The sequence below is a fragment of the Microbulbifer variabilis genome (genome assembly GCF_052468405.1).
In genome coordinates, this window is record NZ_CP174343.1 from 2,294,736 (window position 1) to 2,315,647 (window position 20,912).

Genomic DNA, 20,912 nt, shown 5'->3' on the forward strand with positions numbered 1-20,912 from the left:
CTGCTCAAGCTTTTCGCGCTACTTTCGATGTTTGTTTTCTAAAAGGGTGAGTTTGCGTTCATATTCATCATGAGCGAATATTTTGCTGGCATAGGCCTGATCCAGTAGGGCCATTTCTTCATCCTGCTGAACCTGTAATTGTTCCATCTCGGTAAGCCAGGAAAGCTGCAGGGTTTCCAGACGGGCCACCATGCGCTGACGTTCTGCATCTGTAAGGCCATCGGCGCCAGCTTGGTTACCGCCGCCCTCACCCCTGCTCTTCAGCCAGGGCCATTTGATAGCGTGCTTTCTCGCGCTCAGCATATTCAGCCCTCAATGCCTCGGTAGATTCGAAACCTCGCTTTCTAAGTTCTTGTTCAGAAATTTGTAACGCGGCTATTTGTTGCAGCCGCTGCTCATGGTCGAGTTGAATCTTGCCACTCTGGTCGGCGAGAAATTGATCCAGCTGACTCAACTGCAGAGAGCCCGCATCTTGTTGACGCTTCAATTCAGCTGCAGCGCGGTCAATTTCTGCCTGCTCCCTGGCCGTCGCTGCTGCTTCTGCCGCTTTTTTCTGATCCTCCCGCCGCGCCATTGCCGCTTTTAGATCGGCATCTTTCATTTCTGCAGCTGCACACGGTATTTTTCTACCCAGTAACTCTGCTGTTCAATCTGGGCCGTTACGCCTTGAGCGGTCGCTTTCTCCAATAGCTTCTGATGCGCGACATACTTATCTTGCAGCTCGAAATATTTATCTGCGCTCTTCTCGGCTTCCGTTGGCATCAACACGGTGCGCCACCTGCTCACAGTGTCGGCGACAAAACCCACACTCTTGGAGGCCTCCTCGGTCCTGCCCATTGCCTCCAGAAACTCTTGCCAGTTCTGGCTTAGAGTATCGACCTGCCCGGCAAGCCCGCCCGCCTCACCGGAGCCAGCCCCACCTACCTGTTGTGCCAGCTTGGCCAGGATGAAGCGCTGCGTTTCGGCAACTTGGCCACTCGCCTGCATGGTCCTGATCTGTTCTTTTTCTGTCTCGGTAAACGAGACACCAGAACGCTTCAGTGCTGTCAGGCCGCTAGCTGGGTCTTCCAGCGCCTTACCAAGTTGTAACGCTGCACTTTTGGCATCGCCACCCATTACTGCTGCCAGGTCTTGCGATAGCACAATGGCTTGGTCAAACACGTCGGTTTGCACTGACTTAAAGGTAAGCAGCACACCCTGCGCATCGCGGATACCGGAAACGCTCGCCAGGGTATTACGAGCCACCGAGCGCGCCTGCTCATCCAACTCCTGGGCAGTGCGTCCACTGGCATTACCTGTGGCCCTTAACAGCGCCTCAATCTTGAGCTGTTGCCGCTCCATCGCTTCAGCAGCCCGGATGCTCTTGTAAAAAACAGCGGTAACACCAGCCACCCCGGCACCAAGCAGTGCCCAGCTGGCCGCACCAGTGGTCAGCAGACCATTGAGCGCACCGACTCGACCGGAAACCCCACTTAAGGGGCCATCAATCGCGGCGACGCCCTGAGCAGCACCGCGCATCGAGCGACCAAACATATCACCAGCGGCACTGGTGGACTTTATCTCGCAGGTGAGCTGCTTATTGCGTGCGGCGGCCTGGGCCATCTCCCGCTTATATTGAGTGGAGCGCAGCTCCAGGTTTGCCACCATGGTGGCCATGGAAGTTTGTTTTGCCATTGCTCAGCTCATGGAGTTCCAGATTGCAATTTGTTGCTGCACGGTTTTTGGCTTGTGCGGCTGAGGTAGGAAGTTAGAGACTTTGCCACCCAGTGTGCCGGCGGCAATGTGGGCTAGCTGCCACTGCTGGACTTCGGTATTTAGGGGACGCTCAGAGTGATATTCATACCAGTGGTCGAACTCGGTAGAACTCATGGAGCGCAACATATTGAAATAGTCGGGACGGTTAAAATCCCGCGCGAGCTGCCGGGCAAAGAGGAAGCCCGGCACTAACCTTTTTTTTCGTTGTCCTCGCTTTCTGGTTCGCTGCTCTCTTCCTCAGTGGATGCTTCTACATAGAGACCGGATAGCTTGGCTGCAGGCACATAAAGCACATCAATTAGCTTAGGGGTAACTCTGCGGATTAAGCCCTGATGAATATCTTCCAGTGATTCCTGACAGTCTGGTTTCATCCAGATGGCATAGGCTACCAGCAGCAATTTCTTGCTCACCTCCCCCAACCGGAAAGCCCAAAGCTGGCCGAAGTTTTCCAGCTCAGTTTCTGGTAACTCTTCACCCTGCGGCAGCGGAATATCTTCGGTGGTCTTTTGCAGATATTCACAGCGGTGGTAGGCGCTCAGCTCAAACAGCTCTACTTTCTGCTGGCCAAATAAAACAGTTTCGGATTCTAAAATAGGCGCAGGAATAGAATTCATGATTGACCACCTGCCGTTACCGAAGGCTTGCCGGAAATCTTGAACTTCACGGTGCGGGTGATCTTGTCATCCTTGGGCACTGCCTTACCCTAGCCGGTAATGTGGGCGATGATTTCCACCGTGGTACCCTCGGGATACTCGATTTTGTAATGTTTATTGGTATCGGAATCATAATCACCACGTAGGGCCTGCTGGCCACTATCACTCTCTTTCCAGATCAAGTAATGGAAACCTCGCCGGCATCACGTAAGCCAAAAGGGTCGTAATCCATATACCCGCTGGTACCATCAATCGGGGTCATCTCAACAGAACCGCGCGACTCCTCGCCGGAGTCGATATCCAACATGCCCGCCACTGGCGTATAGGAGTTGCCATCATCGCTGCGGGAAAATTTTGTTTTATAACCTTGTGCCATCGTTGTGCCTTCTGTGGGTTGCTCAATTAAAGGTCTGTGGGTTCGGTGGAATACTGGGCGCTATAGGTAAGCCGCACTTCGCCCAGTGGGTGATCCTGGTCCAGCGCAAACTGGGTTTGACTGAGTAGGAATAAGTCACAGCTGCCACCCAGAGAGGCATCCTGCAGGGCACTCTCAATATCTACAGCTGCCTGATACAGTGCGACATAAATGTCTCCGCTGCTCTTCACCACAGCGGCAATAGTGAGATCTAATTGCCGACTGGTGCCGCCGTCCATTTGGTGGTCGATCGGTTCATTCGCAAAGCCCACAATAATCGCCGGTAACTTTTCCGGGCAGATACTCTCTGTGGTACCGGCCGGGGGGAAGTTGTAGCAGGATAGAGTTTTTAGCTTACTTAGTACCGCATCGCGGATGGTGATGCGTTGGGTCATTGGGATGGCTCCAGGAATTTCGGGCATAAAAAAACCCGCTGGTGCGGGTTTGAAAAAACTACTGTGGTTTTAACTAGCTATCTTTTTGATATCGACGATTCAAATAGCTATGTAAAGAAAATTAAAATTTACTCTTTCACACAACCGTTAAGACTCGCATTCTCTACCTTTTCGCCTTTCTTACCATCAGTAATATCGTAGATGGAGACGAGGCAAAAATGACGAACTGGAAATATATCCGCTTCATAGTGTTTATTACTCTCTAGGCTCATAGCCTCAGTGCCTCTACAGATTGTTCTACCTGATTTATTCACATGAAGCACAATACTTTTGTTAGCTTGAACATATACATTTTCGCTATCCAAATAGCTTTCAGCCCTTACAGTTCTAAAGTTGACAGCACAACCTTTCTCGTTTAGCTCACCTAGCTTGTATAAAGTATTGTCATCTTTTGGCAATTTCAATTTAGTCAAATTACTATTTTGAGGTGGCTTATACGTTACAAGGACAGAATTACAACCCACAACGGAGAGTGAAATTATAATAAGGAAAAATTTTTTCATATCTACAGAAAGTTACCACTTTTAAAACTTGAACACACAACGCCCGCCGCAAAGGCGAGCAACTTGTTGCGAGTCGAGCACACATAAGGAAGCTTCTTTATAACATTTTAAGAGGAGCACATAAAACACAATTTATAGTCACGTGTTAAATGCCGACGAGCCACCGTGCCCCGACCTCAAAAGCCCCGAAAGTTACTATCCAATATGAAGATACAAACGAGACCAATACTACCGTCAATGCCACCTTAATCTGGCTATACTTCCAGCGCTCTCGGACGCCGAAGAAGATTAATATACCTAAGGTAACAAGCATCATTGGCTCGTAGAAATACCTAATCGGAGCGTTGAATGGATAAAGAAATAACCCATAGATTAACCGACCCAGGCCTGGCGGAAATATTGCTACTAAACTTAGCAGCATACAAAGCATGTGCTTTTTTGGGGATTTTCGATACACAAAGCCGGAAACCAAGAAAAATACGAATAGAGGTATTAGGAATAGATCAACCCAATACACATATTGAAAAATAATCCCTTTCTGAACAGCTAATTCTATAGTACTTAAATATAGTCTTGACGAAGTGATAATAAAAATGACTGCTACACCAAGGGAGGACCAACCCAAATACTTGTGAATCAGGGAACTTCCTCTATTTATCAAATATGACTGAATACATAGCAGTGAAATCCAAAGAAATGCAACCAGTCCATGAATATGGTGCAAAGACGATAACGTCTCGTAAGCCATAAAATAACTTGGAGCAAACCCAAGAACAATTACAGTAGATAGGCTACAAACCCAAGCAAAGAGAACTTTAGAATTCAAGTATTTGCCCTCATGATACTTATCGCACAAAGCAAGCGCGCATTTATACATCGCTTTGCCTTTGCTTGCTATGTGAGCTTTTTGAGAGGAAACTAAATATTAATACTGAACCCATATAATTGATTATGCTAGCCCATATGATACCAATTTCACCATCCACTTTATCAGAACAATTCTCGAAGCAGCCATCATATGAAAATGAGAACAATGCAGAACAGGCAGCAACTGTGATACCCAAATAAATACCGACGAAGAAGCGCGCCAGTTTAGATACTGCTGATAGCCCCTCCAATCTTATAGGAGCTAGAAATGCGGATAACAGCAGCGCTACCAAAGAAGGGTAATATAGATACGAAATTATACTGTCTAGAAATTCCATGCTCATTTGGCCCTAACTCTCATATAACGCCTCAATAATGGGCCGGAGCACGCAGTGCGGAGATCCAGCCCCAACGGGGTGACATTGATTGATTTGTTAGGGTCTTTCTGGGAGTAGGTACATTTCACGAACAAGGACCTCCGTTGCTTGAGCTGTTGTATACGGCGAACTCTCGCACCTTACTACGCCCTCAATTCTTGGGGCACCAGCCATTGTTACAAATGGCAGAAAGAATGTTTCCGCATCCGTGACCATGTAATGATGCTCGCCATCCTGATAAATCATTTTCTCAAACTTGCCGCCACAGAGCCCCGCTGCTTTGGACTCCCAGTCAAGCTTTACCTTTTTAGAGTTTTCAAAGACTCTGCCAGCTGCGACTTCCCTAACATAGAACAACCCATCATCGATTCTGATGTGATGATTATTGTGGCCATCAAACTCATTTGTGCTCGCACACCCTGAAAGCAGAAGAATTATGACGATAGTACTTGCTCGAATCATTTGAACCTTAACGCCGCCGGCAGGGGCAGCTTACCTTGTGCACGTGTTGCACGAAAATGGGAGCATAGCGACCCGCGCACCACGTGCACAAGGTAAGCTGCCCCGCGGAGGGCCGAAGGCCCGAAGCATCTTGCCCGGCATTGTTATACGTTGGGCCTGATACTCAGACTAAAAATCGTATCAACCTCTTCTCTAAACTCCGGAATTCCAAAGTAGACAACTACGACTATTAGGGATACCGAAATGAACGCGCCAAGCAAAGAAAACCAATAGTAGCGAAGGAATGGTTTTCCTTTCTCTGTTAAAAAATTACCTGAAAATAGAAACAATCCAGCTGCTCGGATGAACCAACTATTACTACATTCCTCATTCAGTAAACGAAACAAAATCACAAAGTTGGAGATGAGACACATCAGAAATGCGCTGCTTAAAATTGTCAATAGTACGTTTGTAATCATACTCTACGTATAACGCTCGCATTTGTGGCTGGTTTGGAGCGCAGCGGAAAACCAGTCCGACAACATGTACTTGTTAGGTGGTTCACTCAAGTGTAAGGTCATTTGATTTACCGAAAGCACCACATAGACAACATCCTTCCGGATACCAAAATACTTGCAAGAATGGAATATGCCCTTCAATCTTTTTTAGCTCGAAAGTAGAAACATACTCAGTACCTTTTTCTTTTAAATGAACTCTTTTTGAATATTCACCGAATCTGTGCTCAGAATTAGCCGGATAGTACTCTACAGTTGCTTCAGCTCCGTAATTTAAACCCTCAGCACTCATAGAAATAGTCGTCTGAAACGTATTCGATGCAACTTTTTCTACCTTGATGAGCTTATCAAACTCAGGCCCCATTTTAGGGGCAGTACAGGCGAACGCCAAACTAGAAGCAAATAGAAATACAAGACTGATAAGAACTTGATTCATAGTTATTCACCTAACGTACAAAGTAGGACGTCCCGCGGAGGCCCGAAGGGCCGTAGCAAACTACCTGTGATTGTTATGCAGTGGCTGCACTGAGCAGGAGATAGAACAGGGTATCTACCGCTACTACTACAAGCAAAACCAGTAAGCCATAAAGTGCCGACTGCTTCCATGAAAGCTCGAACTGAAGCCGCAACATGAGTGTTGGCACGATAAAGTACAGCGCTACCAGGGCGACCAGAAATTGCTGATTAATTCCAGCTATGCCCGTACCAATTGTTGCCAGAAAAATCAGCAATTCAGGAACAAGAACAAAAGCAATAGAGGTAAACCCATCTAAGCCACGATCTTTACCCCGCTCAAATAACTTCAATAGGCCGAAAACAATACCGCTGGCCAATAATGCTTGAATCATTTTTTTCCTCGATTACTGATTTTACTGCATAACAGTTAATTCAAAAGAAGCTTCTTTATATCACCCTGCTATATAATTCTTGGCCCCACCTTCCTGAAAAACGAAATAAAGCCTATTAAATCAATAGGTTAGCTTAAATTGGCACAAGTTTACAAAAATAGATATAAAGCAGCGTCTTTATATCTCTGTATTTTCGCTGCTTTATATCACTTTGGGAACCCTATATATTTCAATTAGTTACCCATTTTCACCCAGAAATAGAAGAAGCTGCTGCTGATCTTTGTCACCAAATGCATAAGTGTGTATTTTTCAACCGTCCATCTGCACCCTCCGCACGATGCCATCATCTTCCAGCAGCTTACGCACCTTGTGTTCCACACTGTTAAAGCTGATTAAGGCATCCGGGCTGTGAGACCCAACCTCACTAATCAGCAGGCTGAACTCATCACGCAGCGTTCGCACCCGATCATCAGCAAAGTCATCAATACTCTTATCGGGTATCACGCGGCACTCTATAGGCTCAGCGCCGCTACCATCGTCATAGGTAGCGGGCTTACCCCATTTACGAAACGCCCGCTCTGCGGCTCTTTGGTCCAGGTCCATAAATCACCTAGGCCTTCACTGTGCCAGGTGCTTCGGTGAACTTCACCGCTAAGCTAGTAGTTCCATATCTGGCTGGCTCTGCGACAGGGGGTAATCGAGTAGAGTTCACCGTAAATAGAATTTGTCGCACTTATCAAGCTCCTCCTCAAGATTCAGAATACGTTCCTGCTTTATCGTAAGCTCATAGGCAAAAGCATTAGCATTTATGTAAGCTGATATAGAAATGAGAAAGAATATGAAGAGTACCCGCATTTTAAATATCCTTGATGCCTAACACCGTGAAATACGGCGGACTAAGCGTGGCGTGCGCCGTCCGGTAGCGCTGTAGAGATGGAACGAGCATCATCAACTTGTTAATTTTTGTGCAGAGACAAAAATTGTTTCAGAATCATACCTACCAATTCTGGTGACTCCTGATGAGAAGCGTGCTCCGTAAATGGAATATTGGCAAAACTGGCATCAGGTATTTTTGCCTTCAGCGCAACAGCCTCATCTAATGAGAAAAGGAAATCATTGTCACCTCGAATAATTAAGGTCGGACACTTTATTCTTTCGACCAGGCCCCATGGATAACCGGCCCCTGTAGTATCAAGCCACACTTTTTTTACTGATTCTACAAGGCTCTTGAAATCCGGGTTGGGATTGGAAGCATTATAGGACTCCACATCTACAGGAAAGCTTTCACTCCAAAACTCAGCAGTCAGGCCACCCAGGGCCTCGATAGATGGGTCATTATCCTCCAATCGCCATTGCGAACCAAGTGTGACTAAGCAAACAACATTTTTTGATTGTTGCGCCGCCAACCGGTAGCCCACAATTCCGCCATCACTAAAACCAAATATTGAATACCGTTTAACGCCTAAATGAGAAAGCACTTCTTGGATATCTCTTTCATATTGAGCATAACTCAACGAGGGCCCTGCTAATGGTGACCTTCCATGACCACGAAGATCGATACTAATCAAATGAAAGTCCGGAGCAATATATTCATGCAAAGGAGCTAGGTCTTTCCCCGAACCTAAGCCTCCATGCAACATTAGTAGCGGCTCACCATTTGGATTACCAGATAGTTCGTAAAAAATTGGTGATCCACAGATTTCTATGTAACCACTTTTTTCAATCATCAAAACTCTCCAACTATATATCAATCTTTGACCTGCTAAGCCCTCTTAGCAACTAATGGCCGATGAAATGCAAAATACTTTTGCCTGCCTCTCGACCGATTATTAAATAGAACTTCCTCCATAATCTGGGAGGCTTCAATTTCTCTTTCAATTATTTCACCAATACACTCCTCTCTTCATTCTTGGGTTTATAACATTCCCACACGAACATAAAATCAAATCTGTCACCGTACCTAAGCAATCTTGCAGGAATTCCTTTAAGGTGCCTATGAATTTCTACTGCTACCGTTTTGGCCCATTCTTGTTCTTTCACTTTCTCTCCTGTGACTTAACAGTGAGTTCAAGAGAAATTTCTTTATATCACCCTGTTTTATATCAGCTTGGGGCCCTATAAATATCAATAGATCACTGATTTTCACCGATAAGAAGAAGCGCCTTTTGATCTTTGTTATTAAAAGCACGACTGTATATTTTTTACTCCACGCCAGTCTCCCTTAATATCCCCAAAACCAAAGATCTCTGGGTTTCAACTATCCACCTGTACCCGCCATATAACTCCATCATCCGGCAACCGCTTGCGCACTGTATAATCCACACCACCAAGGGTAATTAGAGTTGTAGCCACCACTTCATTTACCAGTAGGCCCAACTCGATGCGCTGCAAACAAGAGATTTTCCGCCGCCTCCATCACTACTGGAAGTTGACCTCCTCCATCAATGGTTGCAAAACCTACTTATTATTACCCTGGGTATTCATTATTGCTTCAAACAGCTTTACTCTTCTTTGCCACTGAAGACTATTCACACCAAGACTCTTAGCATACATATCTTTTGCCTTTAGATGGAACCCCATCGCTTCATCCATTTTGTTTTTGCGTGCAAGCATACGAGCAATTCCTGCTAAGTCAGCAGCTATAAACGAAAGTCGCGCATCTTCAATTTTTAATTTTCTCTCTAAGGAACTCCTATACAACAATTCCGAACACTCATAATTCTCCAACAATTCCTCAGTTCTTGCCAGGTTACTTTCTATTAAAACTATATCACCATCATCCGATTGCTCTTTCGTACTCAAAATTTCGTAGGCTTGAGTTAATAAAACTCTGGCTTCATCAGACTTATTATTTAGATTCTTTGCGGACGCCAAATTATCCATCTGTATAGCAAGCCAATCAGGACTAACTGACGAGCCCTCCCTCATTTCATTTAATACTTTTTGATGGTAGTTTTCAGCCAGCACGAATTCCCCATAATTTTGGTGCTTTGCAGCAACTTTAATTGTATTTAGATATGCTCTTTGGGAAGGAACCTGGGAACAACCAACCATTAATACTGATACAACCAGGAAAACCTGAAAAATTTCATGAGGAGCACCTAAATTTTATATTGATTTGTATTTCTAGATTTTCTCCTGAATTAATCAGAATAAAAAAGCTTTATTATTTGACCCATTAAGTTAAATAAAAAAATTGGTTGATGAGCAGTTTAAATTCTTTCCTTTATACACTTTATGTGACTATGTCGATTTATACAATTATTTAACCTACCACCTGCACCCGCCTCACAATCCCATCATCCTCCAATAAAGTACTCACCTGGTACTCTTTACCAGCGTGGTAAATCAGATCCCCCACGCTATGGGTCCCAACCTCACCGACCAGTAACGGGGTATCCGCACACGTCCCTCATCCTCGAACTCGTCAATCTCCTGCTCAAAAATCACCTTGCAATCAATAGGTTCAGCACCGCTACCGTCTGTATAGGTAGCGGGCTTACCCCATTTACGAAATGCGCGCTCTGTGGCTCTTTGGTCCAGGTCCATAAATCACCTAGACCTTCACGGTGCCCGGCACCCCGGTAAACTTGACTGCTAGGCTGGTAACGCCATCACCGGCAGCCTCTGCGGCAAAGGCGGTGGGGCCGGTGATATCGCCGGTTGCGGCTGTTGCGGCGCTGTTATTAAAGGCTGCTACGGATACATCCCAGGTGAGGGTTTCCCCCTGCCTGATCTCTGCGGCGGATACCTTGGGCACTATAAAAACGCCTTCAATAGCGATCACACCAGATGCGCCCACGGCGATATCATCCATCGCACACCCAGTACTGCGCCTACTGCTAGCACCTGGCCAGAGGTAATTACCGCGCTAGTGCTATTGGTGTAATCCAGCATGCGCCCGTCTTGTACAAAATTAGTAGCCATTCTCTTTCTCTCAATTGAGTAAATTACTGAAAGCAAAAAGGCCGCTATGTGCAGCCCTTTTCGGATTTTTTAAGGTTTGGTTCGGTTTGAGCTGGGTATTAGGTCTTGGGCGTTTTCACCATGCCTTTTGCGTCCCAAGCTTTGGCTGCGGCATCGAGGCGTACTTTGAACTCCACCCCGTCGGTACTCCAGTCGTTTTGCTGTTCCAGTACTGGCGCTTGCTGGCCGTCCAGGTAAAGCACTTCGATAGTGTCGTGCGCTACCGGGTCGGCATTGAGGTACCAGCCATTGTGCCCACTGAGGCGACCATCGGAGATCACGCTGGCAATATTGCGCACGCTATTGGGTACAGTGTTGGATTTCTCAGAAGCACCTACTTCAAATTCAGATTCCAGGGCAACCTTTGCAGCACCCTCATCGGCGATATCACACAACAGGAATTTGGGGCGAATATTCAGGAAGGCGGTGCCATCCTTTTGCTTGCCCATCAATACCCGTGCGGCATCGATGCTGGCGGTGTTGATACCAGACTTAGTGGCGAGGTTGCCATGGTCGGCATGGAACAGGGCTTTGCCATCGGCCATTTGTGGGTTGTTGAGCAGGATACTAAACACCAGGTCTCCAACGGTACGGACCGCAGCAAGGCCCATCTTTTGTGGTATACGGGTGAAGGCCCCCAGGTCGTCATTGATAATCGCTTGACGGTTAATGGAGAACATTTCCCCGTAGGTGGCCAGTGCGGCGGTTTCGGCGCGCTCGCCAATACTGACATATTTAAATTCTGCACCCGGTGCCACTTGGCGCAGTGAGGGGAAGGTGCCTAGATCCGTGCGAGTAGCGATCTTAAAGTCACTCAAGTTGCCGGTAGTGGTAAACTGCGGAAAGACTTCTGCTGCTTCCGAATACCCTTTCAGCATGGATTTATTGGCAATATTGCCGAGGACAGTCGCGAAGTCACCAGAGCTATGGGTAAACGCTGCGGCGACTACACCCATTTTATCCAGGCCCGCTAAATTCTGTCCGTGGGCGTGCATCAACATGCGGGCAATTTCCAGCATGGTGTAGCCTGTCAGGCTGTTACCTTCGGTGCGCTTTTCGCCGAGAGCGCGCATGGCAATGGCATTTTCTGCATCGGTCTTAATGCGCTTGATACCCTCACCTTCCTGCACGACCACACTGTAGCTTTGTACCGGGGTTGGGGTCTGGTTACCCAGGGCTGTGAGCAGTTTATCTTTGGCGCCCTGCACTGAGCAGTCCATATCATCCAGGCAGGATTGCATTAGGGTGCTGTGTGCTTCGAAGCCCTTAAAAACGGCTTTGATATCGTCTTTGCGTTTTTTCTCATCGGCTACAAATTGTGCTCTGGCATCGGCGGCAATCTGGGCTTTCATTTCCGGGGTGACCTCGATCGCAGCGGTTGCAGCTGGCGTGGTGGAGGTGGTTGTGGTCATGGCTTGCGTCTCCTTGGTTTTGGGTGGGTTGTCTGCAACCGCAGGCGGGAATCTAAATTCAGTGGGCCCCTGAATAACCAATGCACTATTAGCTTGCGGGGTATGTTTGAATTGGTTTAAGTGATCAGCACTGAATCTTGCAGGCATTTCCACTGCTGCTGTGGTATCGGTAGCAAAGCCGGCTTCCACTGCCTCTGCGCCGGTATACCAGGTCTCGTCATCCATCACTTGGCTGATTTCCTCATCGGACATGCCGGTGCGCGAGGAGTACAGACTTTTCATGGTGGTTTTGACTTTGGCCGACAGGCTCTTGGTTTTTTCCAGGGCACGCTCGCCACCACGAACACCCGCACTGGGGTTATGCACCATGTAATAGGCGTTCTCGGCAATATGGACGGTATCCCCGGCCAGAGCGATCACACTGCCCATACTGCTGCAATGCCTTCAATCCAGGTTTCCACCTCGGCTTTGTGATCTTTCAGCAGGTTGTATATGGCGGTACCGTCGAACACATCCCCACCGGGGCAGTTAATGTGCAGATTGATCTTGCTGACATCCCCGAGTGCTTTGAGATCTCGGGCAAAATCTTTTGTGGTCAACTCCCAGTAGCCGATGGAGTCGTACAGATAGATATCGGCTTCCGTGTTATTTGCGGCAGCGGTAATGCTGTACCAAGATTTTTTGGGCATCGCTGCCTCCTATTCAGGTTCAGATTGAGATTCAGGCTCAGGCTCAGCTTGTTGTGGGGGAACAGCGGTGCGTTTGGTTGGGGTGGTGATCTTGTTTTCTCGCAGCTTTCTTTGCCAGGCAGCGGTCTGCTTAATCACATCGTCAGGCTTCTTGCCGCGCCGACGAGTGGTCTGCTGTGGGCTGGCCAGAACATTTTCCAGTAGGGTTTCATCGGCGCTGGCTTCATGGGCTGGATTAATCCAGGGCATGACCGGGGTAATAAAATCGACGTGCATCAGGGTTGCGGGGTCCACATCAGCGGACACTTGAAAGGCGTCTGCTAAGATCCATTTGCACCCAGCGCCTGGTGACCGGCTCTACAATCTCCTCACAGAATTCCAGGCTGAGGGTTTCGTAGTTTGTCCATTGCCCTACCAATTCCTGGCGCTGAGAACTGTAGGTGCCGTTGTAGTTTTTGCTAATGCTGCTAAAGCTGGCCATGGTGCCGGCAGCAGTCATACGGTGCATGGTTTCTAAAATACACAGCATATGAATACAAGAACTCCTCAATCAAGCAAAACTCCTGACCAAACAGCTTTCATTACTCATGCAATCATGTAGTGACTGTAGGTTACCGGCTCTCGGTGGCCCTTTAAGAACTCCTGCCAGTCATCAGCTGACTGAGACTCTGCATCTAACCAGGTCAATATATGGTCTGTCCCTAAAAAGATTGGGCTTCGATCATGCCCGACAGCCTTAACTTCAGGTGCTGGGTCATCAGTAATCAAGGTACATGAAAAGTAACCAACCTCACTTCCCAAAGATTCCCAGTAGTCCCAAAGGATAGGTGCCCACATCAAGTCTTTCCCCTTTGGCGTAAACTGGACTTGAGCCTTACTACCCTTGTGTTCGACCCACTCAAAGAAGCTAGTGAACGGCAATATTCCATGTTGGTGACCTATCAGAGGCCGCCAAGTTTTTGCTTCAAGCAATTTATCTAGTCGAGCATTATAAAGGCTGTATTTTGTTGCCAGATCCCAAACTGAGTTAGACGGGCGTATCGAGTAACGTAGCGGACGCAACCAATTCTTACCCCCATCGCTCACAATGCCTGGAGCAAAGTACCGCGGGTATACACGCTGACCAGGCCCTGCTAGCCGGAATTGACTCACCCGGGGTTGCCCCTTTAGTCCCAGCACATGTTTAACTTCATCCTTACTGGAGGACTTTTCCCACTCTTGATCTAAACGCAGCTGCTCCCACGACAATCCATCATTCTGGAAATTAATTGGTAATTCCGAAAGCAATCTATTGCTGGGCACAGCAAAGGAGTAACACATGAGAGCCCTCTACGCTGCAAGATTAAAGCTGGGTTTGAAAATCTAGCAACAATGATAGCAGGCGTTTAAATCAGTTATTCTTCCAGGAGTGCCATAGTCTTGGCTGATTCTTCCTGTGAGAACTTCAGCCCATACTTCTCCACTATTGCCACTCCCCCCTCGCTACTAACAGCTTCAACATAAGAGCCGTCTATTTTTTGCTCCTACATCCTATCTATTGATCTCTCAATACTGCATTTCGAGCTTTTAAAGTATTGTTTTGCGCGCCAATAGATATGATGGCACTCTAATACATCAACACCCAAATAGGCATTTAGACTTAAAAATTTGTCGTCTATAAAATCTACCAAGGAGTACGTAATGGAAAACAAAACTGATAACAGGCGCCGATTCATCAAGAGAGCTCTTGGGGCTGGGGCTGCAAGTGCATTAGCAACAACTGCCGTACATGCCGGGACAACCTCTACTCCAAATTCCTATCTCTCGGATGGAAGTGGTGCATCCTCAAGAGATCTTGGTGGAAAACTCAACGACTTTGTTTCAGTCAAGGATTTTGGTGCCAAGGGAGATCACTACACAGACGATACAGCTAGCATCGAAAATGCCTTAAATTACATTAGCAGTGTTGTTAATGCCTCCGAAGGTGGAACTCTATATTTCCCAAAGGGCGTATATACAATTAGCCGACCACTCGTGATTCCTAATAAGACTCATATCGTCGGGGAAGGCATATCTTCAGTTATTCGTGCACATGAGCAAAATTTTAGTGGGGACTGCATACTTAGATTAGGTTCGGTAAATGGAAATGCATTTGACACACAAATAAGTAACCTGCGCATTCATCAAAACAAGGCTTCTGTTGGAAAGTCTATCGTCTATTCAAATGCTATGAATCAGCAGTGCGGTTTATTTAATGTACTACTGGATGGTTTAGAGAATGTGGACGGTATAGTTTTTGATGGGGAAAATAGTGGGAGTGGAGGTCCGTCAATAGTAGAAGTACGCTCTGTAAACATACAAGCTATAAGTAATATAACCAATGGAATTCATTCTGCAGTAGGTGGAATGATATTAAAAGTGTCACATGTCACCATTGAAGCAGCTAATGAAAATTCTATTACTCGAGGAATATATATGGAGCGTGATATCTTATCTGGTGACACACTACATTTCGAAGGGTGTAGCAATGGAATAGTTATCGGGACTAAATCTTTAGGAGGAAAAGGCAGTGTCATAACTGGCAGCCGAACAACAGGTACTCTAGTAGCTATTACATCAACGTTTGAACGCGGCGGGATTGTTTTGGAGTGTTTAGAGCATTCAAGTTTAGTAGCAAATGGCCTCATAGCTTTACAAAATAATCAAAATGGAGATCAAATTGTTGATCAATTTGTAACCTCTTACACATACACGGCAACTTAGCCTAACTACAGGAAATTATCTTGGGCGCTCAGCGAACAAGAGTAATGAGTGACTGAAGGCCCCTCCCCTTCGGCAAAGCTATAGAGGGGCCAAAAAGGGTTAATCATTGATAAATACTTAATGGTATCCTTGATGTGCTTAGGGGGTCAGGATATACAGGAAACGGCGGGCGCCAGGGTGGCACCCTAAAGGATTGGTAGAAGCTGGGGGTACGGCTTATTCGTTCAAGAGTGCCAGAATCCGGGCTAATTCCTGCTCTGAGAACTTCAGCCCATACTTCTCAACTATCGCCGTGAAGCGCTGCACATAGATAGCCTGGACGGGCTCATAGGGTGGCAGCCACTCATCCTGGCCTTTGTCTCCCTTGCTTTGGTTTCGGCCATCATCGACCAACCATAGATTCTCAGGGTCTTCTGCAAATTGACGCTTCAGCTTAACGGTCCAACTGGCACCACCGTGCTCATGCGCCCAAGACAACGACACGATGTGCTCAACATCAAGGTCAGGAGCCATGCTGAAGAACTGAGCGGTGTAAGGATCCAGCCATAGGCCAGTATCGACCGTACAGCGCTTGTCATTGGTAAAAGTAACCGGAGCTAGAGAGAACTGAACTAGCAGCTCATGACGGGTGCTCTGGCAGTCGCCGTCAGAGTCAGACCAGCCTGGTAGTCACTCATGGTGGTCGTAGTCGCTACTACTGTTAGCCTCAACCTCGAGGCAGCCAGATAAAACGGCAGAAAAGACGATCGGTAGAATCAGGCGCATGACACCCCCTCTCTATTATTTTGAAGGATCGTACAAAAAGCCAACTATTGGGACAAATACAACCTGTCACAGCAATAACGCCGCGCTCACCAGCGGAGGCGCATAGGCGCCGGAGTCAGGTGCAGCGTATTGTTATCCCTTTTTACCTGAAACATGGTTTTGAATTTGGTCAGCAATGCTAATGTAAACTGACTTTAGCTGATTTGGGTCCAGTGTTGATTGAAACTCAATAACCAGCCCCTCGAAACCATTTTGTGTTGTGTTAATAACGAGCTCCATTGACGTGTTTTCTTGAAACTGATGTAAATCTATGCCGGCTTTAGCAAGCTCTGAACTTAACTTTTCTTTGTTGAGAGAGAAGCTACTCAATTTTTCTTGTAACTCCTGAGCGCTAGAAACTGACAATTCGTTAGCAGGAATTGTGTAATCAAATCCTCGTGTTACAGCTAGCTCTATGATGCCACTCTTTATAGCGGCATAGATCAGTAAGATGACGAGTACAGTACCATTGGCGAATTTGGAAAACTTTGACTTTCCAAGTGTGATGAATGGTTTCCTTTCTTTAGCCATTTCTTTCCTCATAGGGTTAACGCCTTACTCAGCCGCCACCGGAATGGAGCCGCTTTGTGCTAGCGTAGCGTACAGTACAAAGCGAGCGGAGTGTAGGTTGTCGGATGCAGTAACTTGTTAATCGTGTTGCTTGATAATGGCTATACAAGCCTCAAGTATACGCGGACGAAATTTAAATTCTATTTCGGCTAAAACTGGGTCTAGCTCAAGAAGAAGGTCCGGGTTCCACTCAAGACGCTCTACACCCACTGGAATATCTAGTGGCAAAGCTGAATGAAACTCCTTAAATATTGGATATCTTTCTTCCCATTCCGGCCCTAGCCAGTAAAGTTTGTTCGACACTGATTTAGAACCGATAGTAATTCCTACCTGCCCAGACACTACTGACTTCGCGGCAGATACCAACTTTTTCGTTCGTGCTATTTCTTGCTCAATGGTAAGGCTCATATACCGTTAACGTCTTGCTCTACGGCTGGCGGCGCGAAGCGACGACAGTCCGGTGGAGGCCCGAAGGGCCGGAACGTACAGCAGCAACTTGTTAGGCTTTTTGATCATGCTCTTTTAGAAATTCATACTTCAGTTTCGAGACAAAAGAGAAGCCAGAAGATACTCTATACAAGCTTGTCATAATCAATTCTGCTTCTTCTATCGGAAGTTTCTCGTGATGCCGAGCTAGTGCTTCTTCAATCGATTTTAACGTCGAAAGTTGACACACTGCATCACGAAATATTACTTCATCTTCACCAAGTTGATTATGGTACTTTTCATGAAAGGTCCGTATTTCATAGGCTTGGTATCGACACTGGTTCAATATACAAAGTAGATTTAGCTCCACTAATTTTTCTACATACATACTTTTATACCTAATGCCGCCATAAACGGATGCCGAAGCAACGCATAGGTAGTCCGGTGGAGGCCGTTTTTTGGCCGGAACGTATTTAATGGCTTTGTTATATGTTTTCAGTAAAAGTTTTCTACTCTTCAAGACAGTCATTGATATATTCTTCAATGTTTGAAGCTAGTTCCATATTTGAAATTTCTTTGTGATTAAAATCTTCTTCATGGTCTGCGATATATATAGAAGTATCTTGTTGGAGTAAATTGATAAAATAATAATTTCCGAAGCCGTCAAAGCCTATTGCAAAAAAATGATTTGGCCAATAATCTTGATAACAGAAACCATCTTCACGAAGCTTCCGATTAGTTTTTATAAGCCAGTCTAGGTCTTTTACAAGTTGTCCCTCAATACAGTCTGGATCATCAGATGATGGAAATGGATAATTTATAAGAGCATCGGTATAGAAAGATGGTAACTCAATGTCAAAGGCATTATTAATTGTATTAATTATATTTTTCATATGTTTGTGTATTACTCACGTTGGTCTTGCCCACGAAAAGTAGACACTCTAACTATGCGTAGTTTCGCTCATACTCTGCTGGACTTACATAGCCCAATGCAGGGTGCCTACGAACCCTATTGTAGAAAATCTCAATGTATTCAAACACCTCAGATTTTGCTTGCTCTTCGCTTTCGAATGTTCCGGCATAGACCAGCTCGACTTTTAGCCTGCTAAAGAATGATTCCATTGCCGCATTATCCCAACAGTTAGCCTGGCGACTCATACTCGGCTTGCACTTGCTTTCGGACAAGAGATCCTGGTATTTCTGCGATCGATATTGCACACCCCTGTCAGAGTGAACTATTAGTCCAGGCTTTATTTGTCGTCGCTCTAGAGCCATTTTCAATGCTCGACGTGTCAATTCATCGATCATCTGGGAGTCGAATGCCCAACCTACAATACGTCGAGAGTACAGATCCATAACTACCGCGAGGTACAACCACCGCTCCAGAACCCAGATATACGTAATGTCACTTGTCCAGCGGCAATTTGGTCGATCCACATCAAAGCAACGCTTAAGTAAGTTGGCGGAGACATTAATGCTCCCCTCTACGGGCTGACTATATCGAAAGCCTTTGCCGTTTCTCGCTTTAATATGCTCCTGTTGCATAAGCTTAGCGACGTAGTTCCGTGAACATGGCTCACCTAACTCTCGAAGCTCGCAAGCGATTCTAGGCGCTCCATAACGACCTTTAAACGCAGTAAACGTCTCTCGGATTTTATCGATTGTTCGTATCTTTCTAATCGTGCGAGAAGGTGGCAACCGCCCTCGCCATCGATAATAACCCGATCTTGAGACTTCTAAACACCGACACATCAAGCTAACCGGGAATGACCCCACATGCTCTTGTATCAGTGCGTACTTTACTCTTGGTGGTCCGCAAAGTACGCAGCTGCCTTTTTTAGAAATTCAACCTCCTGACGTGCTTCATGCAGTTCCTTCTTGAGCTTGCGAACTTCAGTGCTTTCCTGCTTGGAATAGTTGACGCCGTCTAAACTATTGAACTGCTTATCAGACAGTCGATTAAATTGACGACGCCAGTTGTAGATCTGCTGTGCGCTGACGCCTAGCTCTCGAGCCACAGAAGCCGTTGTTGCTCCAGGCTTTTCTGCTCTCTTAACTGCTTCTCTACGGAACTCCTCCGTATACGCCTGAGTTCTTTTCTTACCCATGATACACCTCCGTGTTAGGCCTAAACCTAACTATACAGGGTGTCTACCAAACGTGGGCAAGTCTTGAATATAACGCCCGGCTTTGGGGCTGACCTGGAGCTGCAAAGCAGCGGAAAGAAGCCTCCCCCCTTAAAGTAGACGCCACCTTATATTCATCTTATGCGGCCATTCTTTCATATTCATCTGGGCTTTTGAACCCAAGTGAACCATGTCTTCTTTTAAAGTTATAGTACCTATCAAGATACCAAGATAAGTTAGTTCTTAGCTCCTCAACGGATTCAAAATTAAACCCTTTGAAACTCTCAGTTTTCAGTGTTTGAAAAAATGATTCTACATACACATTATCATTCATAAATCCTGGACGGTTCATGCTCGGCTCAATACCCAGTTCTTTGAGTCGGTTTTGGTATGCATAAGCACCGTACTCAGAACCTCGGTCGCTGTGAAATATTAGATCTGATTCTATATTTCTGCGACGGACAGCTTTATTTAGCGCTGACAGTGTTAGCTCAACGGATCGAGTATCCGACAGCTCCCAACCCAACACTTTCCGGGAGTAAAGATCGATAATCACAGCTAAATATTGCCATTGCCCATTGATCTTCAGATAGGTTACATCACCAGCCCATTGAGAGTCTGGTTTACTCGGCATACCATTCTCTCTTTGTAAATTTTCAACCTTAATGCAAGGATTTCCAGGCAAAGGGTGTCGACGATAGATCCTTCCAGCTTTCCCCACGATTCCAGCCTCTCTCATAAGGCGTTCAACGCGCTTGTGATTTATTCGTTCACCATTAGCTTTCAGCTCTGCGCTAATTCTTGGACTTCCATAATTACCATCATGCTGCGCATAGATAGCTTCGATACACCCAAGAATTCGTCTATTTTCTATGTCTCGAGTGCTCTCATCACGGTTGAGCCACTTATAAAACCCTTGGGGTGAAACATTCAAGTATCTACATAAGTACCTGACACCAAAGTCCGATCGATTAAGAGCTATGAACGAGAATCTTTCAGCTTTGGATCTTTCAGGTACATTTCCCACTTTTTTAGGAAATCATTCTCCTTTTGCAATTTCTCAACCTGCTTTTTTAGACGTCTTATCTCTTTGTCATCAGTTTGAGACTGAGTTTTCGTTGTCTTGGTCATACTTATTCTACGGCTGGGCTTCTCGACCAGCTTGCCTTCTCTACTTTCCTGTCGCCATCTATACACCATTACTGGATGCAAACCAATAATATTGGCGATAGTGGTCGTATCTACTTTCAGTTGATTAGTGAGAGCTACCACTCTAACTTTGAACTCTGTTGAATATTCAACAACCCGCTCTTCACTCAGTATTTTCGGCATTTTCTCCTACCCTATT

Annotated in this window: 33 protein-coding genes and 1 pseudogene; 2 read left to right on the plus strand and 32 right to left on the minus strand. The window is 46.1% G+C overall.

What is annotated here, in order from left to right; all coding sequences use genetic code 11:
• Positions 1-18: 18 nt before the first annotated feature.
• From ACJJJB_RS10515 to ACJJJB_RS10555, 9 genes are all read right to left on the minus strand, one after another.
• Positions 19-303, minus strand: a complete 285-nt coding sequence (locus ACJJJB_RS10515) for a hypothetical protein (protein ID WP_444946576.1) — start codon at positions 301-303, stop codon at positions 19-21.
• Complete coding sequence (locus tag ACJJJB_RS10520; RefSeq protein WP_444946575.1) at positions 248-601, minus strand: hypothetical protein; 354 nt, start codon at positions 599-601, stop codon at positions 248-250. The genes ACJJJB_RS10515 and ACJJJB_RS10520 overlap by 56 nt, the downstream gene beginning before the upstream one ends.
• On the minus strand, positions 598-1,674 hold the full coding sequence (locus ACJJJB_RS10525; protein ID WP_445366204.1) for a phage tail length tape measure family protein: 1,077 nt from the start codon (positions 1,672-1,674) through the stop codon (positions 598-600). The genes ACJJJB_RS10520 and ACJJJB_RS10525 overlap by 4 nt, the downstream gene beginning before the upstream one ends.
• A gap of 3 nt (positions 1,675-1,677) precedes the next feature.
• Positions 1,678-1,944 carry a hypothetical protein gene (locus ACJJJB_RS10530; protein WP_444946573.1) on the minus strand — a complete coding sequence of 89 codons (267 nt, stop codon included), beginning with the start codon at positions 1,942-1,944 and terminating at the stop codon, positions 1,678-1,680.
• Positions 1,944-2,369 carry a phage minor tail protein domain-containing protein gene (locus tag ACJJJB_RS10535; RefSeq protein WP_445366205.1) on the minus strand — a complete coding sequence of 142 codons (426 nt, stop codon included), beginning with the start codon at positions 2,367-2,369 and terminating at the stop codon, positions 1,944-1,946. Before ACJJJB_RS10535 ends, ACJJJB_RS10530 begins: the two co-directional genes overlap by 1 nt.
• Before the next feature lie 89 nt (positions 2,370-2,458).
• Positions 2,459-2,590 (minus strand): phage tail protein, encoded by a 132-nt coding sequence (locus ACJJJB_RS10540; protein WP_445366206.1) that lies wholly within the window; start codon positions 2,588-2,590, stop codon positions 2,459-2,461.
• Positions 2,587-2,784 (minus strand): hypothetical protein, encoded by a 198-nt coding sequence (locus ACJJJB_RS10545; protein WP_445366207.1) that lies wholly within the window; start codon positions 2,782-2,784, stop codon positions 2,587-2,589. The genes ACJJJB_RS10540 and ACJJJB_RS10545 overlap by 4 nt, the downstream gene beginning before the upstream one ends.
• 26 nt (positions 2,785-2,810) lie before the next feature.
• Positions 2,811-3,218, minus strand: a complete 408-nt coding sequence (locus ACJJJB_RS10550) for a hypothetical protein (protein ID WP_445366208.1) — start codon at positions 3,216-3,218, stop codon at positions 2,811-2,813.
• A 128-nt stretch (positions 3,219-3,346) separates the two neighbouring features.
• Positions 3,347-3,781: a hypothetical protein gene (locus tag ACJJJB_RS10555; protein WP_020411291.1), complete on the minus strand. Its 435-nt coding sequence runs from the start codon at positions 3,779-3,781 to the stop codon at positions 3,347-3,349.
• 348 nt (positions 3,782-4,129) lie between these two features.
• On the opposite strand from ACJJJB_RS10555, the gene ACJJJB_RS10560 reads away from it, so the two are divergent.
• Positions 4,130-4,312, plus strand: a complete 183-nt coding sequence (locus tag ACJJJB_RS10560) for a hypothetical protein (protein WP_353376477.1) — start codon at positions 4,130-4,132, stop codon at positions 4,310-4,312.
• Positions 4,313-5,082: 770 nt separating this feature from the next.
• Here the strand turns inward: ACJJJB_RS10560 and ACJJJB_RS10565 are convergent.
• From ACJJJB_RS10565 to ACJJJB_RS10630, 14 genes and pseudogenes are all read right to left on the minus strand, one after another.
• Entirely contained in the window at positions 5,083-5,487 is a 405-nt protein-coding gene (locus ACJJJB_RS10565; RefSeq protein WP_020411294.1) for a hypothetical protein, read from the minus strand.
• A 540-nt stretch (positions 5,488-6,027) separates the two neighbouring features.
• On the minus strand, positions 6,028-6,417 hold the full coding sequence (locus ACJJJB_RS10570; protein WP_353376478.1) for a hypothetical protein: 390 nt from the start codon (positions 6,415-6,417) through the stop codon (positions 6,028-6,030).
• 73 nt (positions 6,418-6,490) lie between these two features.
• Positions 6,491-6,829 carry a hypothetical protein gene (locus ACJJJB_RS10575; protein ID WP_020411296.1) on the minus strand — a complete coding sequence of 113 codons (339 nt, stop codon included), beginning with the start codon at positions 6,827-6,829 and terminating at the stop codon, positions 6,491-6,493.
• 309 nt (positions 6,830-7,138) lie between these two features.
• Positions 7,139-7,432: a hypothetical protein gene (locus tag ACJJJB_RS10580; protein ID WP_445366209.1), complete on the minus strand. Its 294-nt coding sequence runs from the start codon at positions 7,430-7,432 to the stop codon at positions 7,139-7,141.
• 353 nt (positions 7,433-7,785) lie between these two features.
• Positions 7,786-8,556, minus strand: coding sequence for an alpha/beta fold hydrolase (locus ACJJJB_RS10585; RefSeq protein ID WP_445366210.1), 771 nt, complete (start codon positions 8,554-8,556; stop codon positions 7,786-7,788).
• A gap of 526 nt (positions 8,557-9,082) precedes the next feature.
• Positions 9,083-9,220, minus strand: coding sequence for a hypothetical protein (locus tag ACJJJB_RS10590; RefSeq protein WP_020411301.1), 138 nt, complete (start codon positions 9,218-9,220; stop codon positions 9,083-9,085).
• 66 nt (positions 9,221-9,286) lie between these two features.
• Positions 9,287-9,796: a hypothetical protein gene (locus ACJJJB_RS10595; protein WP_444946570.1), complete on the minus strand. Its 510-nt coding sequence runs from the start codon at positions 9,794-9,796 to the stop codon at positions 9,287-9,289.
• A 381-nt stretch (positions 9,797-10,177) separates the two neighbouring features.
• Positions 10,178-10,378 (minus strand): hypothetical protein, encoded by a 201-nt coding sequence (locus ACJJJB_RS10600; protein WP_353376482.1) that lies wholly within the window; start codon positions 10,376-10,378, stop codon positions 10,178-10,180.
• Between the two features lie 7 nt (positions 10,379-10,385).
• Positions 10,386-10,646, minus strand: coding sequence for a capsid cement protein (locus ACJJJB_RS10605; protein WP_444946569.1), 261 nt, complete (start codon positions 10,644-10,646; stop codon positions 10,386-10,388).
• Positions 10,613-10,756 carry a DUF2190 family protein gene (locus ACJJJB_RS10610; protein WP_444946568.1) on the minus strand — a complete coding sequence of 48 codons (144 nt, stop codon included), beginning with the start codon at positions 10,754-10,756 and terminating at the stop codon, positions 10,613-10,615. Before ACJJJB_RS10610 ends, ACJJJB_RS10605 begins: the two co-directional genes overlap by 34 nt.
• Positions 10,757-10,854: 98 nt before the next feature.
• Positions 10,855-12,896 (minus strand): annotated as a pseudogene (locus ACJJJB_RS10615) (ClpP-like prohead protease/major capsid protein fusion protein).
• A 9-nt stretch (positions 12,897-12,905) separates the two neighbouring features.
• Positions 12,906-13,202 carry a hypothetical protein gene (locus tag ACJJJB_RS10620; protein WP_353376486.1) on the minus strand — a complete coding sequence of 99 codons (297 nt, stop codon included), beginning with the start codon at positions 13,200-13,202 and terminating at the stop codon, positions 12,906-12,908.
• On the minus strand, positions 13,192-13,425 hold the full coding sequence (locus ACJJJB_RS10625; protein ID WP_444946567.1) for a hypothetical protein: 234 nt from the start codon (positions 13,423-13,425) through the stop codon (positions 13,192-13,194). The genes ACJJJB_RS10620 and ACJJJB_RS10625 overlap by 11 nt, the downstream gene beginning before the upstream one ends.
• A gap of 56 nt (positions 13,426-13,481) precedes the next feature.
• Entirely contained in the window at positions 13,482-14,216 is a 735-nt protein-coding gene (locus tag ACJJJB_RS10630) for an SOS response-associated peptidase family protein (protein ID WP_444946566.1), read from the minus strand.
• 360 nt (positions 14,217-14,576) lie between these two features.
• On the opposite strand from ACJJJB_RS10630, the gene ACJJJB_RS10635 reads away from it, so the two are divergent.
• Positions 14,577-15,638 (plus strand): glycosyl hydrolase family 28-related protein, encoded by a 1,062-nt coding sequence (locus ACJJJB_RS10635; RefSeq protein ID WP_444946565.1) that lies wholly within the window; start codon positions 14,577-14,579, stop codon positions 15,636-15,638.
• Positions 15,639-15,854: 216 nt separating this feature from the next.
• Here ACJJJB_RS10635 and ACJJJB_RS10640 read toward each other — a convergent pair whose 3' ends face one another.
• From ACJJJB_RS10640 to ACJJJB_RS10680, 9 genes are all read right to left on the minus strand, one after another.
• Entirely contained in the window at positions 15,855-16,151 is a 297-nt protein-coding gene (locus ACJJJB_RS10640) for a GmrSD restriction endonuclease domain-containing protein (RefSeq protein ID WP_444946564.1), read from the minus strand.
• Positions 16,152-16,535: 384 nt separating this feature from the next.
• The gene (locus tag ACJJJB_RS10645; protein ID WP_444901258.1) at positions 16,536-16,985 is read right to left on the minus strand and encodes a hypothetical protein; all 450 of its coding nucleotides are present in this window, start codon (positions 16,983-16,985) and stop codon (positions 16,536-16,538) included.
• A 105-nt stretch (positions 16,986-17,090) separates the two neighbouring features.
• Positions 17,091-17,420 (minus strand): hypothetical protein, encoded by a 330-nt coding sequence (locus ACJJJB_RS10650; protein ID WP_353377293.1) that lies wholly within the window; start codon positions 17,418-17,420, stop codon positions 17,091-17,093.
• 91 nt (positions 17,421-17,511) lie between these two features.
• A complete protein-coding gene (locus ACJJJB_RS10655; RefSeq protein ID WP_445366211.1) occupies positions 17,512-17,967 on the minus strand; it encodes a hypothetical protein in 456 nt (151 codons plus the stop codon).
• On the minus strand, positions 17,948-18,331 hold the full coding sequence (locus ACJJJB_RS10660) for an SMI1/KNR4 family protein (RefSeq protein ID WP_353377295.1): 384 nt from the start codon (positions 18,329-18,331) through the stop codon (positions 17,948-17,950). Before ACJJJB_RS10660 ends, ACJJJB_RS10655 begins: the two co-directional genes overlap by 20 nt.
• A gap of 52 nt (positions 18,332-18,383) precedes the next feature.
• Positions 18,384-19,283 (minus strand): IS3 family transposase, encoded by a 900-nt coding sequence (locus ACJJJB_RS10665; RefSeq protein WP_445366280.1) that lies wholly within the window; start codon positions 19,281-19,283, stop codon positions 18,384-18,386.
• Positions 19,238-19,546, minus strand: a complete 309-nt coding sequence (locus ACJJJB_RS10670; protein ID WP_445366212.1) for a transposase — start codon at positions 19,544-19,546, stop codon at positions 19,238-19,240. The genes ACJJJB_RS10665 and ACJJJB_RS10670 overlap by 46 nt, the downstream gene beginning before the upstream one ends.
• 157 nt (positions 19,547-19,703) lie before the next feature.
• Positions 19,704-20,591, minus strand: a complete 888-nt coding sequence (locus ACJJJB_RS10675; RefSeq protein WP_445365039.1) for an IS3 family transposase — start codon at positions 20,589-20,591, stop codon at positions 19,704-19,706.
• Positions 20,543-20,896, minus strand: coding sequence for a transposase (locus ACJJJB_RS10680; RefSeq protein WP_445365040.1), 354 nt, complete (start codon positions 20,894-20,896; stop codon positions 20,543-20,545). The genes ACJJJB_RS10675 and ACJJJB_RS10680 overlap by 49 nt, the downstream gene beginning before the upstream one ends.
• Positions 20,897-20,912 lie beyond the last annotated feature (16 nt).